Raw genomic sequence first — 12,856 nt, 5'->3', positions numbered from 1 at the left:
CCAGCCTTCATTCACGACGAGGATTGCTACTTGTTTGCGAATGATGGGCTAAAAGACTCTTTGCATCTCATTTACTGAGAATTCTCCGACGCGTATCGGCAATTGATATTTAACGGATAATCATCGGCCTGACGCGAATGCAACGGATAATGGTACCATTGCATTGACGGCAAGCGCAATTTGAGCATTCGGATAGTTGAGTCCGCCGATTGTAGCCGAAACGAATAGTAACATTCTCGTAATGATAGCGCCGGGGCCCGGTCCAATACTCCCTTCGGCTCAATCAATGCCGTGCCGACTGCGAATCTGATCCGGCGTGAATGCGGGCGCCCCCCTGCCTGACATCTCTGTGTGCTTGATCAGTGTCATCACGCGCAGCGAGAGTGGAGCCGCGATCTGATATTTCGCCGCCAGCTCAACGATGACACCCTGCAAATAATCAATCTCGGTACGGCGATGGCGCTGCAAATCCTCCCACATGGACGAGCGCGCATTTGCATCGATCTTCATGGTCCGCCCGAGCAGCATATTGAATAGGCCGTCAGGAAGCCGCAGCAAATGCGGCGTAAGCCGCGCGGGGATCGGCGTCGCTGAGATGGGCTTGATGCCGGCGACTTTCAGAACAGTAAGGCCTTCCGCCATTTGATCGGCGAATAACGAGCGCCACGCGCGCTGTGCAAGCTGCGACCGCAGCGGTATATCCGACAGCGCATTCAGGGCGTTATTCAAATTGACCAGCAGCTTGCCCCACTGAACGCCGACGATATCGTCGCTAGCAAGGACGGCAAGGTGCGGTACGGATAGCAACGAAGCGGTATCGGCCCCATCGCGTTCGACTATGATGTTTCCGGACGTTGCGCGATGAACATGACTATCGCCCTTTGCGATGACATTAAATGGCACCATTCCACCGAGGATGCGGCGCCCGGGCAGAGCAGCGCGCAGGACCCCAATATTGCCGACGCCGTTCTGCAGGCTAACGACGATAGCGTCTTTCGCAGCATGATCCGCGATCAGCTTCGCCATCTCCGCCGTATCGCCGCTTTTAACCGTGACCAGAACGATCTCCGCCTCACTCATGATTGCGGGGTCATCCGACAGCTGCAGCTGACCGGGGGCGAGGCATTGATCGAGGCCATCGAAGCTCGTCAGCCTCAAGCCGTGCGTCTCGACGCTGTCCACGATGCGCCGCCGCGCCAGTATGGCGACGTCGCGACCGGCTGCCGCCAGGGCGCCCCCCACGAAACAGCCGATACTGCCGGCACCGGCAATACAGATGGGTCGCGTTCCGATCACGTCATCTCCCGTTCATCCAGCACCCGTTACTAGCAAAATGCCGCAGCGTTGCCTATCGGCGGAACCGACGCGCCTTGTAGGCGTCATACCGCGCAGCTATGCTTTCGCCGGGCTGGCAGAACAGGAGATGATCATGGGTTTACTCGACATTCTGAATGGCATGGCCAACGGGCCGCGTGGCCCCAGCGATCCCAATGACAAAAGCGGCGGCATGTCGCCAATGACAATGGCGATCCTCGCGCTGCTTGCCTACAAGGGCTACAAACATTTCACCGGCGACCAGCCGGCGCCGCAAGGCAACCCACAACAGATCCCGCCGCCGAATACGACGCAGGCCAGCGCCCAAGATAGTGGCCTCGGTGGTATGCTTGGCGGCCTCCTCGGCGGGAATTCTGGCAGCGCAGCAGGCGGCGGTGGCCTGGGGGACCTTCTGAAAGGCCCGCTCGGCGGGCTGTTGGCGGGCGGTGCCGCCGGCAGCGTGCTCAGCGGTGGCCTCGGCGACCTGCTCAAGCAGTTCCAGCAGAACGGCCATGGCGACGCCGCGGATTCCTGGGTCAGCTCCGGCCCGAACAAGCAGATCTCGCCGAACGATCTTGGCGCCGCGCTGGGGGCGGATCAGATCGCACAACTGACGTCGCGCACCGGTATGTCACGTGAACAGCTTCTCTCCGAGCTGAGCAACGAGCTGCCCGATGCCGTTAATCAGTTCACACCGCATGGCCGACTACCCACAGAGGACGAAGTTAAGTCCAGCTGGGTTTAACGCGCACTTGAAAGAGGGGATATTGCTATGATCTGGATTCTCGTTGTGGGCTTTGTCGCAGGCATTATCGCCCGCCTTCTGTCACCGGGGCCAAACAATCCCAGCGGCTTCATTCTGACCACTATCCTGGGTATCGCCGGCGCATTCCTCGCAACCTTCATCGGCCAGCAGATCGGCCACTATGGACCAAACCAGGGCGCCGGCTTCATCACGGCAACGATCGGTGCGCTTGTGGTCCTGTTCATCTGGAACAGGCTAGTCGCCCGTCGGATGATTTCCGATCCCGGCAATCGCTGATCCGCTGGCAACCACTAATGAAAAAGCCTCGGGCATCACCCGGGGCTTTTTTTGTTCAGTCTTTGATGTCAGCGCGTCGACTGCAGATGCATGCCCGCATCCATCCGCACCAGTTCGCCCGTCATATTGCTGGAGGGCGAGGTGGCGAGGAAGCAGATCAGCCCGGCGATATCCTGGGCCGTCGAGGCGATCCGCAGCGGCACTTTCGCAATCACCGCCTCGCGCACCTTGGCCGCCGCTTCCGCGCCGCGTCCCTTGGTGAACCAGGGCGTGTCGATATAGCCCGGGCAGACCGTGTTGACACGGATCAACGGCGCCAATGCACGCGCCAGCGACAGCGTGATTGAATTCAGAGCGCCCTTGCTCGCGGCATAGGCGACCGAAGAGCCCGCGCCGGTGAGACCGGCCATCGATGAGACATTGACCACTGCCGAGGATCGACCGGATGCCCGCGCGCCGGCTTCCAGCAGCGACCGCGCAGCGCGCACCATCTGATACGGTCCGATCGTGTTGATGCCGTAGATCCACTGGAAGTCCTCGGCAGACAGACCGTCGAGATCGTCATGCGGCACGTGCTTTGTCACACCGGCATTGTTGATCAGCGCATCGATCCGCCCCCAGTGCTGGGCGGCCGCGACGATGCTCTTGCAATCGTCGTCCTTGGACACGTCGCCTTGAACCACGATGACTTCGGTTGCACCCGCATCGCGGCACAGCTCGGCAGTGGCTTCGGCTTCCTTCTGACTCGACGAATAGTTGATGACGATACGGGCGCCGTCTCTGGCGAGAATGGCCGCAGTCGCAGCACCAAGCCCCGATGCCGCCCCTGTAATCACGACGCACAAACCGTCACTTGCCATCTGCATTTCCTCTGCTTCGTATCGAATCTTGACGCGATCTAACATAGAGCGATCGCGCTGGTATACAACGCGACGCAAGTTCGTTTCGCGGAATTAAATTGCACTGCAACAGGTGCATATCATGTCGCCACCGCAGGTCCCTCTGCGGCCAGCCGGCTTGTCTTCGCTCCGCCTTTTCCGCATCATGATTTCAAGAAAAGTGGCAGCACCCCATGCCCGGCATTTCCTGCCGAATGAGATGCGCTAGCACACGGGGAACGCCTTGACGGACACAGACAATATCGTTGCGGAAACTGCGGAACGTATTTTCGCTGATCTCGCTGACGCGCAGACCATCAATCACGACAAGAACGGCAACTGGAAAGCACCGCTTTGGCAGGCGCTGACTGATGCCGGTCTGCCGCTGTCATGGGTGCCGGAAGAATGCGACGGCTCCGGCACCAGCATGGCCGAAGGTTTCAGCGTCCTCAGTGCCGCTGGCCGCGCCGGCGTTGCGGTGCCGCTCGCCGAGACCATGTTGGCTGGTTGGCTGCTCGCGCAGGCCCATATCAAATCGCCGGAAGGCAGGATGACGGTCGCACCGGCAAGCCCGCGCGACCGTCTCAAGCTCAATGCCAACGGCACGATCACAGGCCGCGCGCGCGGCGTCCCCTTCGCGAAGGATGCTGAATACATTGCCGTCGTCGCATCGGGCATCGGCAGCACCTCCATCGCTCTGGTAGAAGCCAGCGCCTGTCGCATCGAAGCCGGCCTTGGGCTGGCGGGAGACCCGTCCGATACGGTGCATCTCGACTCCGTGAAGCCGGTCGCCATTCAGTCAGCACCGTCGGGCTTTGACCAGAACACGCTCCTGCTGATGGGCGCACTGGTGCGCAGCCAGCAGATTGCCGGCGCATTGGAAACGATGCTGGGCATCGGCGTGAACTATTCCGGCGAGCGCGTGGCGTTCGAGAAGAAGATCTCGAAGTTCCAGGCGGTGCAGCACAATCTGGCGAAGCTAGCGGGCGAGACCTCGGCGGCGCTCGCCGCTGCCAGCTCAGCAGCTGACGCCTTCTCCAGCGGGGCACCGCTCGACGACGCACTCTTCCTCGAAGCCGCCGCTGCGAAGATCCGTTGCTCGGAAGCCGCCGAAAAGGGCGCGGCGATTGCGCATCAGGTGCTTGGCGCCATCGGCTTCACCCAGGAGCACATCCTGCATCGCTACACGCTACGCGCGTTGGCATGGCGCGACGATTTCGGCAGTGAAAGCTATTGGGCGGTTGAGCTCGGCAAACTCGTCGCCGCGCGCGGCGCCGACGAGCTGTGGCCCCTGGTCGCTTCGCGCTGATCGCACACAAGAAACGAGATCTTTGACATGACCGCAGCCCTTCGTTTCGACCCGATCCGCCTGCCGCCCGAATGCGAGCAGCTCCGCAAGGAAGTGCGCGCCTTCCTCGCCGAGGAGATCGCCGCCGGCACTTTCGATCCGCACAAGCCCCAGCGCGAGGACTCGGACAATCCCGCATTCAGCAAGCGCGTTGGTGAGCGCGGCTGGCTCGGCATGACCTGGCCCAAGAAGTATGGCGGCCATGAACGCAGTTTCCTGGAGCGCTATGTCGTCACCGAAGAAATGCGCGTCGCTAATGCGCCGGTGCGCCGCTTCTTCGTCGCCGACCGCCAGAGCGGCCCGGTGCTGCTGAAATACGCGCCCGAGCACATCAAGATGGACATCCTGCCGCGCATCTGCCGCGGCGAGGTCTGCTTCTCCATCGGCATGAGCGAGCCAAATTCGGGCTCCGATCTGTTCGCTGCCAAGACCAAGGCCACCAAAACCGACGGCGGCTGGCTGATCAACGGCAGTAAGATCTGGACGACCTCGGCGCATATGGCCGATTACATGATTGCTATCTTCCGGACGTCGCCGTCGACCAAGGAAAATCGCCGCCACGGCCTGACCCAGTTCCTGGTCAACATGAAGAAGCCCGGCATCACGGTGAATCCGATCGCGCAGATCACCGGCCAGTATGAATTCAACGAGGTGGTTTTCACCGATCACTTCGTGCCGGACGACCACATGCTGGGCGAGATCGACAGTGCCTGGAAACAAGCCACCAGCGAACTAGCTTATGAGCGATCCGGCCCCGAACGTTTCCTTGAGACCTATTACGTGCTGACCGAGCTGGTTCGGGCTGTCGGCCCGAAGCCTGACACCCGCAGCGCCGAAGGCATCGGCCGCCTCGTCGCGCAGCTGCACACGATGCGGCGCATGTCGGTGTCGGTGGCCGGCATGTTGCAGGCCGGCAAGGAGCCGGTGGTTGAAGCATCCATCGTCAAGGACATCGGCACGATCTGGGAACAGCAGTTGCCCCATCGCGTGCGCGAACTGGCGGCTTTCGTTGACGACAGCGCTTCCAATCACGCCACGCTGGATGAGATGCTGGGCTTCGCTATCAAGACTGCGCCGAAACTTACCATTCAGGGCGGCACCACCGAAGTCCTGCGCGGCATCATCGCGCGCGGACTTGGCCTGCGCTGATCCATCCATTCAACAGAGAGCCATCATGACCACCTACAAAGATATCGGCGTCGAAACCCGCGGCCACATCGCGATCATCGAGATCCGCAAGCCGCCGCTGAACTTCTTCGACATCATGCTGATCCAGCAGATCGCCAACGCGCTCGATGAAATCGACGCCAATCCGGAAATCCGCGCCACGGTTCTGTGCGCGCAGGGCAAGGCGTTCTGCGCCGGCGCCGATTTCAGCGATCCGAACCGCAAGGAAACCGAGGCCGCCGCCAAAAGCGGCGACCCAGCCGATAATCTCGGCTCCATTGGCCATCTCTACATGGAAGCCGTGCGCATCTTCCGCGCCAAAAAGCCCATCATTGCTGCCGTGCAGGGCGCAGCCATCGGTGGCGGCCTCGGGCTTGCCGTGTCCGCGGACTTCCGCGTCGCCTGCCCAGAAACGCGCTTCGCAGCCAATTTCACCAAGCTGGGCTTCCATCCCGGCTTCGGCCTGACGGTGGCGCTGACCGAGCTGATCGGCAAGAACAATGCTGAGCTGATGTTCTATACCAGCCGCCGCGTCGGCGGTGAGGAAGCCCTGAAGATGGGCCTGGCCAATGTGCTGGTGCCGCAGGCGGAAGTCCGCGACGCCGCCATCAAGCTCGCCGAAGAGATCGCCGAATGCTCGCCGCTCGGTCTGCTGTCGACCCGTGCCACCATGCGCAACGGTCTTGCCGATCGCGTGGCGAAAGCGACCGAGCACGAACTGGCGGAGCAGACGCGCCTGCGTGCGACGGATGACTTCAAGGAGGGCGTTGCGGCGACTGCCGAACGCCGGGTGGCGAACTTCAAGGGGCGGTAAGTCCCCGTCGGGTTTGTTTTCAAACCTCACCTGGAAATGGCCGGGTTCATCCCGGCCATTTTATTGATGACACCAAAGCAAAGCGCCGCTTCTTAGCCCGGTTGGAACGCAACCTAGTCCGGGATTGTGTATGCGCTGAACTCCGCCCCGAATTGCGCTACGCTCCATCCGGGCTGGGGCTTCCTCACCACCAGCGCATCGACGATCGTGACGCCCTCTCCCACCGGATGCATCAGCACCGGATTGAGCTCGATCTCGGCGATCTCGCCCTTGAACCGCGCCGCAAGCTGCGAGATCTGCGCAATCAGCTCCGCTGCCGAGAACACGTCAGCCTTCGCCGCCCCGCGAAATCCGTTCAGCAGAGGCGCGGCCTTGAGCTCGCCCAGCATGGATGCAGCCTCATCGGCACTCACCGGGGCCGGGCGATAGACCACGTCCCTGAACAATTCCGCCGTCACTCCGCCGAGGCCAACCATCACCATTGGTCCGAAAGTCTTGTCCAGCAGTGTGCCGACGATGATCTCGACGCCCTTCCTGGCCATCGGCGCAACGAGCACGCCCTGTAATGTGGCCTGTGGCCGATGCTGGCGCGCATTCGCAAGCAGAACGTCATAGGCTGCGGCCGCTTCGTCCTTCGTGGCAATGCCAACCCGCACGCCTCCCACCTCGCTCTTGTGCGGAATGTCGCGCGACTGGATCTTCATCACCAGCGGAAAGCCGGTCCTGGCAATCGCGGCATCGAGCGCCGATCTTTCGGTGACCAGAACCTCGCTTGGCAGCGCGACACCGGCAATCTGCAGCAGCGTCTTGCTGTCATACTCGGAGAGCGTCGGCGCGGTCAGATGCTCAGCCAGATCACTCGCTGTAGCCGGGGCTGTCGCAACAGGTTCGGCCAGCTTGAATCCCGCGTGATCGACCAGCCGCCGCAACGCGACGCTGACATGTGTGAGGCCGGATAATACGACGACGCCGGATTCGGCCAGACCGGTGCGCGCGAAATTTGACGGCAATGTGTAGGACCAGAACACGACCGGCTTGTTCTGTGCCGATATCACCGGCTTCAGCTCGAGCGTCTTGAACGGCATCCGCGTCTCGCTGGAGAGCGAGATCACAACCAGGATTGCATCGATCTCGTCAGACCTGTTGAGCAATTCAATGGTCTTTTGCAGCCCGCCGCTGTGTACCGCCTGGGCCGTGATATCGATCGGATTGCGCGGCGATCCATAGGATGGGATCAGACCACGGATGGTCGCCTGAACGCCGTCAGACAATTCCGGCACTTGCAGCCCCTGCGCCGAGACCGCATCTGCACCCCAGATGCCGGCGCCGCCGGAGACGGTGACAACAGCGACTCGGTCGCCTTTCGGCAGCGGTGACGTGGTCAGCACGGCGGCGATGGTCACCGCTTCGTCGAGATCGTTGGAGACGATGAGGCCATAGCGCGCGAACACCGCATCATAGGCGGCCGTCCAACCCGCCATGCTGGCCGTATGCGAGGCTGCTGCGCGCTCGCCGGCGCCGGAGCGGCCGACCTTGGTGACAATGACGGGCTTGCCCGTCTCCGCGGCTTTCTGTGCCGCGGAGAGAAATTTGTCGACGTCGCGAACACCCTCAATGAAGAGCAGGATCACATCCGTCTGCGTATCCTGCACCAGGTATTCAAGGAATTCGCCGGCACCGAGATCGGACTCGTTGCCGGTTGAGATGACTGTGCTGAGCGCAATACCGAGCGCCTTGGCGCGGTTATAGATCGCAAAGCCGATGCCGCCGGATTGCGCGACGATACCGATCCGCTTTGTGGTGGCGACCAGGCGCGGCTGATCCGGCCTGACGTCGACGGTCGGGCTGAAGGTCGCGGCGATACCGGCAATCTGGTTATAATAACCTTCCGCATTCGGCCCCGAGATCCGCATTCCCGTGCGTTTCGCCAGCGCCGCGATCGCGTCCTGCATCGCGATGGAATCGCCGCCTTCTTCTGCGAAGCCGGAGGAGATGATGATCGCATGTTTGACGCCGAGTTTCGCACAATCCTGGAGCGCGCCGAGCACGACGCGCGCAGGAATGATCACGATGGCCAGATCGATCGGCTGCCCGACCGCGTTGATGGTCGGATAGCAGGTGAGCCCGTCGATATCCGGATAGTTCGGATTTACCGGGTAGATCGCACCGGAAAAATGGTTCTTGCGCAGGAAGGACAGCAGCAGGCCCGGGATCTTCGTGACATCGCGGGAGGCGCCAATAATGGCGATGCTGGATGGATTGAAGAAAGAGTCCAGCGGATGCGGACATGTCACAGTCATGGCGTTTCCCGTTATTGTTATTGCCGGAGCATTTCCGAGCGAAGCGGATACGGTTCGCATGCAGGAAACGCGTCAGAACAAGAACGGATCGTGCGGCGATTGCCGCGATCATGCAACGACGCGAAACGTGACCCCGGCCAGCAGAAATGCATCGCCGGCGCAGGGACAGCCCCGCGCCCGCGCACTGCCCAGCACCTGCGCGACATCGTTGACGCGAAAGGTCAGCCCGGTCATCGCCTCGGCCTTGCCTTTGGCGAAGCGCAAGCAGCCATTGGTGAATGCGATCTGCGGATCGTCATTGCGTGCCGAGGTCAGTGGAATGCCGATGATGTTGCTCCAGTGCTGCGCGAGATCATAGTGATCGGGGCTCTGCAGCTCGACCTCGGTGAGCGCGCGCGTGATATCGTGGCGGATCGCTTCCTGCCAGTCCGGACCGGCCGGCGGATACGGCCCGAAATCGTCGTCACTGCCGTCGGTGTGATTGAACTCGATAAAGGCAGCCCGGCAATCGCGCGGATGTAGCTGCACGCCATGATAGGGTGGATGATCGATCACATTGGCGGTGCGGATGCCGATGCTGGCGGCGAAGCGCCCGCGCTCGTCAGGATCCTCGCAGGACAGGATCACCATATAGCCGCCGCGGCCGCCGTTCTTCTCCATGAACCGTCCGGCCGCCGTGCCCGGCTGTGTCGGCGCCACCACTTCGAGCAGCGTCACATCGACTGGCAGCAGCGCATTTTCGAGCCCATATTTTTCAACACGGGGATCGCGGTAGCAGATATCGAGGCCGAGAATGGCCGCAATATCGCTTACCACGGGCTCCAGATGCGGAGCGACCAGACAAACTTGCCGCAACCGCATCTGGCTCATGGTCATTGCCCTCTGAAAACCGGCTTGCGCTTCTCGACGAAGGCCTTGGCGGCCTCCTTGTGATCGTCGGTATCGCTGCAGCGGGTGTGGTGAATCGCCTCGGCGTCGAAGCAGGCTTCCAGCGTCATTGTTTCGGCATTATTGATGTTGGTCTTGATATAGCCGTAGGTGATGCTCGGCCCCTGCGCGAGCGACATCGCCAGTTCGCGTGCCGCTGCCTCGACCTCGGCGTCATCGACGACCTTGGTCACCATGCCGAGCGCCAGCGCCTCCTGCGCGCTCAGCACCGGCGACATCAGATAAAGCTCGCGCGCCTTGGCGTTGCCAAGCATCTTGGTGAGAAAGTAGGTGCCGCCATAATCACCGGAGAAGCCGACCTTGGCGAAGGCCGTGGTGATCTTCACCGAGCTTGCGGCGACGCGGAGATCGCAGGACAGTGCAATCGAGAGACCGGCGCCTGCTGCAGCGCCATCGAGTTGCGCCACCACCGGCTTCGGCATCTGGTGCAGGATGCGCGACACTTCCATGCCGCGGCGCAGATTGGCTCGCTTCGCTTCAAACGACAGCGGCGCGCGGCCGGCCGCCATCGACTTGACGTCGCCGCCGACGCAGAACGTACCGCCTGCGCCCTTGATGAGTACGGCGCGCACGTCGTGATCTTCCTGCGCGCGACGTGCTGCCGCGACCAGGCCCTGTGTCATGTCCGGATTGAGCGCGTTGCGCCGATCCGGACGGTTCATGGTGATGGTCAGAAGACCATTGTCGAGGTCCTGCAGGACGATGTCGCTCATGATTGCGCTCCTTCTTGTTGTTCTTGATCGCCCGGCAGATCTTGGGCCGTGACGGTTACTTCTTCACCAGCGGGCAGCGCGAGGCTTCCAGCGGCTGGAAAGCCTGTTCCGCGGGGACAGTGGCGAGCAGCTTGTAGTCGTCCCAGCGGCCCTTGGATTCCGACGGCTTCTTCACCTCGAACAGATACATGTCATGCACCATCCGGCCATCCTCGCGAATCCGGCCATTCTTGGCAAACATGTCATTGATCGGTGTCTCCTTCATGAGCTTCATGACCGGCGCCGAATCCGTGGTGCCGGCAGCCTTCACCGCCTTGAGATAATGCAGCACCGATGAATAGACGCCGGCTTGAGCCGATGTCGGCACGCGCTTGGTGCGCTCCTGGAAGCGTTTGGTGAAAGCGCGGGTCTCGTCATTGAGATCCCAGTAGAACGCTTCCGCCAGGATCAGGCCCTGCGCGGTATCGAGACCGACGCTGTCGATGTCGGAGATGAAGGCCAGCAGCGGCGACAGCTTCTGGCCCCCACCGCGCGTAAGACCGAATTCAGCTGCCTGCTTGATCGCGGTGATCGTATCGCCGCCGGCATTGGCGAGGCCGACAACCTTGGCCTTGGAGCTCTGCGCCTGCAGCAGGAACGACGAGAAGTCCGATGTGTTCAGCGGGTGCTTGACCGAGCCGAGCACCTTGCCACCGGCCTTGGTGACGACAGCCGTGGTGTCCTTCTCGAGATCCGCACCGAATGCATAGTCGGCCGACAGGAAGAACCAGGTGTCGAGGCCGTTCTTCACGGTGGCGAGGCCGGTCACATTGGCCTGCGCATAGGTGTCGAACACATAGTGCACCGTGTAGGGGCCGCAGGCCTCGTTGCTGAGACGGATCGAGCCCGGGCCGTTGAAGATGATGATCTTGTTGCGCGCGCGTGCGATTTCGCTCGCAGCCAGCGCGGTCGCCGATGCCGCGACGTCGATGATCGCCTCAACACCTTGGTTGTCGAGCATGTCGCGCGCGATGTTGGCGGAGAGATCAGCCTTGTTGAGATGGTCGGCGGCAATGATCTCGATCTTCCGGCCCAGCACTTCGCCACCGAAATCTTCTGCAGCCATCTTGGCAGCGGTCTCGCTGCCGACGCCGGTAATATCGGCATACAGGCCCGACATATCGAGAATGGCGCCGAGCTTCAGCGGCTTGGTCTGCGCCATGGCACTGGTGGCCGCGAACGCCATTGCTGACGCCAGCAGACCTGAAATGATCTTCTTCAAAAGTCCCTCCCTCAAAACGTGCCGCAGCTTTTTGCGCGGTATTCGTTGTTGTTATCGCGATCATGCAGCAATGACACAACAGCGGCAAGCGGCGGCGCTGCCAAGAATCGCTGCAAAGACACACAGGTTTTCCGCAAAACGGAATGGATTGTTGTCTATGATAGACGTGAGGTTGATCGGAGCTCACGAGGTGATGTGATGCGTGCCGCATCTGCAAAGTGTGACGTGCCGTATGCCGCAACGCTGTTGCTGGCAGTGATCGGCATTTCGACATCCGTACAACCCGTGTCTGCCGCCGGCTGCATGTTCGCCGCTCAGGGAGAAGGCCGCGTCGCCGATGTCATCGATGTCAGGACATTGCGCTTGAGCGACGGCAACGAAATCCGTCTGGCGGGAATCGAGTCGATTGTAAGCTCATCTAAGCCGAACGACCTCGCCGCATTGATTGCCGGTCGCGACGTCATCTTGTACGGCGAAAACGACATGCCGGATCGCTACGGGCGACAACCGGCTTTTGTCTTCGCCGATCCCGCTGAGCCGTCGCTGCAGGTCCAGCTTCTGGCGCAGGGCGCCGCCCTCGCCTCCGGCACGATTTCCGACACAGCCTGTGCGGCGGAACTTTCCGCTGCCGAAGGCTCGGCCCGCCGGCTGAAGCGCGGAATCTGGACTCAAACCAACGCCATAAAAAACGCGGAAAGTCCCGGCGATATCTTGGCCGATGTGGGGCGGTTCGTGCTGGTCGAGGGGCGGGTCCTGTCGGTTCGCCAGGCCGGGACGGTGACCTACCTCAATTTCGGGCGTCGCTGGACTCAGGACTTTGCGGTAACTATTTCAAGGCGCATGATGACGGCCTTCGAGACGGCTGGAATCACGCTTAAGTCCCTTGAAAGACGACATATTCGCGTTCGGGGGTGGGTCGAGAAGCGCGGCGGACCGCGGATTGAGGCGCTCGCGGTGGGGCAGATCGAAGTGGTCGGGGACAATTAGACCACTTGGACGACAAGATCACTTGGACGACAAGATTTGGACGGAAAGGCTGCTTGGGCAGAGAGTGAACGGCGTGACGGGTGT

The 12,856-nt window shown here is 61.5% G+C and carries 12 protein-coding genes; 6 read left to right on the top strand and 6 right to left on the bottom strand.

The window, feature by feature from the left end; all coding sequences use genetic code 11:
- Positions 1 to 279: 279 nt before the first annotated feature.
- Positions 280 to 1,296, bottom strand: coding sequence for a 2-dehydropantoate 2-reductase (locus CIW50_RS04450; protein WP_149530013.1), 1,017 nt, complete (start codon positions 1,294 to 1,296; stop codon positions 280 to 282).
- A gap of 133 nt (positions 1,297 to 1,429) precedes the next feature.
- Between CIW50_RS04450 and CIW50_RS04445 the strand changes: the two genes are divergently transcribed.
- Together CIW50_RS04445 and CIW50_RS04440 are read left to right on the top strand one after the other, a co-directional pair.
- A complete protein-coding gene (locus CIW50_RS04445) occupies positions 1,430 to 2,059 on the top strand; it encodes a YidB family protein (protein ID WP_149530012.1) in 630 nt (209 codons plus the stop codon).
- A gap of 27 nt (positions 2,060 to 2,086) precedes the next feature.
- Positions 2,087 to 2,356, top strand: a complete 270-nt coding sequence (locus CIW50_RS04440; protein WP_089267746.1) for a GlsB/YeaQ/YmgE family stress response membrane protein — start codon at positions 2,087 to 2,089, stop codon at positions 2,354 to 2,356.
- Between the two features lie 68 nt (positions 2,357 to 2,424).
- Here CIW50_RS04440 and CIW50_RS04435 read toward each other — a convergent pair whose 3' ends face one another.
- Positions 2,425 to 3,216 (bottom strand): SDR family NAD(P)-dependent oxidoreductase, encoded by a 792-nt coding sequence (locus tag CIW50_RS04435; RefSeq protein WP_149530011.1) that lies wholly within the window; start codon positions 3,214 to 3,216, stop codon positions 2,425 to 2,427.
- 262 nt (positions 3,217 to 3,478) lie between these two features.
- Here CIW50_RS04435 and CIW50_RS04430 point away from each other — a divergent pair, with 262 nt between their 5' ends.
- The 3 genes from CIW50_RS04430 to CIW50_RS04420 are packed head-to-tail and all read left to right on the top strand — an operon-like array spanning position 3,479 to position 6,563.
- Complete coding sequence (locus CIW50_RS04430) at positions 3,479 to 4,543, top strand: acyl-CoA dehydrogenase family protein (RefSeq protein WP_149530010.1); 1,065 nt, start codon at positions 3,479 to 3,481, stop codon at positions 4,541 to 4,543.
- Positions 4,544 to 4,570: 27 nt separating this feature from the next.
- Entirely contained in the window at positions 4,571 to 5,731 is a 1,161-nt protein-coding gene (locus CIW50_RS04425; RefSeq protein ID WP_149530009.1) for an acyl-CoA dehydrogenase family protein, read from the top strand.
- 25 nt (positions 5,732 to 5,756) lie between these two features.
- The gene (locus CIW50_RS04420; RefSeq protein WP_149530008.1) at positions 5,757 to 6,563 is read left to right on the top strand and encodes an enoyl-CoA hydratase/isomerase family protein; all 807 of its coding nucleotides are present in this window, start codon (positions 5,757 to 5,759) and stop codon (positions 6,561 to 6,563) included.
- A gap of 113 nt (positions 6,564 to 6,676) precedes the next feature.
- Here the strand turns inward: CIW50_RS04420 and CIW50_RS04415 are convergent, their stop codons facing one another.
- The 4 genes from CIW50_RS04415 to CIW50_RS04400 form a co-directional block, all read right to left on the bottom strand.
- On the bottom strand, positions 6,677 to 8,863 hold the full coding sequence (locus CIW50_RS04415) for an acetate--CoA ligase family protein (protein WP_149530007.1): 2,187 nt from the start codon (positions 8,861 to 8,863) through the stop codon (positions 6,677 to 6,679).
- 108 nt (positions 8,864 to 8,971) lie between these two features.
- A complete protein-coding gene (locus CIW50_RS04410; protein ID WP_149530006.1) occupies positions 8,972 to 9,739 on the bottom strand; it encodes a VOC family protein in 768 nt (255 codons plus the stop codon).
- Positions 9,736 to 10,524, bottom strand: coding sequence for an enoyl-CoA hydratase (locus tag CIW50_RS04405; protein ID WP_172980211.1), 789 nt, complete (start codon positions 10,522 to 10,524; stop codon positions 9,736 to 9,738). The genes CIW50_RS04410 and CIW50_RS04405 overlap by 4 nt, the downstream gene beginning before the upstream one ends.
- A gap of 55 nt (positions 10,525 to 10,579) precedes the next feature.
- Positions 10,580 to 11,785 (bottom strand): ABC transporter substrate-binding protein, encoded by a 1,206-nt coding sequence (locus tag CIW50_RS04400; protein WP_149530004.1) that lies wholly within the window; start codon positions 11,783 to 11,785, stop codon positions 10,580 to 10,582.
- A 198-nt stretch (positions 11,786 to 11,983) separates the two neighbouring features.
- On the opposite strand from CIW50_RS04400, the gene CIW50_RS04395 reads away from it, so the two are divergent.
- Positions 11,984 to 12,772: a thermonuclease family protein gene (locus tag CIW50_RS04395; RefSeq protein WP_149530417.1), complete on the top strand. Its 789-nt coding sequence runs from the start codon at positions 11,984 to 11,986 to the stop codon at positions 12,770 to 12,772.
- Positions 12,773 to 12,856: the final 84 nt, after the last annotated feature.

The sequence above is a fragment of the Tardiphaga sp. P9-11 genome (assembly GCF_008329525.1).
Classification (GTDB): Bacteria; Pseudomonadota; Alphaproteobacteria; order Rhizobiales; family Xanthobacteraceae; genus Tardiphaga.
The sequence above is the reverse complement of the archived record's forward strand: the minus strand, read 5'-3'. Positions and strand labels throughout refer to the sequence as shown.

Coding starts and splice junctions, on each gene's coding strand:
- CIW50_RS04440 (WP_089267746.1), top strand. CDS start 2,087: ATGATCTGGATTCTCGTTGTGGGCTTTGTCGCAGGCATTATCGCCCGC.
- CIW50_RS04420 (WP_149530008.1), top strand. CDS start 5,757: ATGACCACCTACAAAGATATCGGCGTCGAAACCCGCGGCCACATCGCG.
- CIW50_RS04445 (WP_149530012.1), top strand. CDS start 1,430: ATGGGTTTACTCGACATTCTGAATGGCATGGCCAACGGGCCGCGTGGC.
- CIW50_RS04415 (WP_149530007.1), bottom strand. CDS start 8,863: ATGACTGTGACATGTCCGCATCCGCTGGACTCTTTCTTCAATCCATCC.
- CIW50_RS04425 (WP_149530009.1), top strand. CDS start 4,571: ATGACCGCAGCCCTTCGTTTCGACCCGATCCGCCTGCCGCCCGAATGC.
- CIW50_RS04410 (WP_149530006.1), bottom strand. CDS start 9,739: ATGACCATGAGCCAGATGCGGTTGCGGCAAGTTTGTCTGGTCGCTCCG.
- CIW50_RS04405 (WP_172980211.1), bottom strand. CDS start 10,524: ATGAGCGACATCGTCCTGCAGGACCTCGACAATGGTCTTCTGACCATC.
- CIW50_RS04435 (WP_149530011.1), bottom strand. CDS start 3,216: ATGGCAAGTGACGGTTTGTGCGTCGTGATTACAGGGGCGGCATCGGGG.
- CIW50_RS04395 (WP_149530417.1), top strand. CDS start 11,984: ATGCGTGCCGCATCTGCAAAGTGTGACGTGCCGTATGCCGCAACGCTG.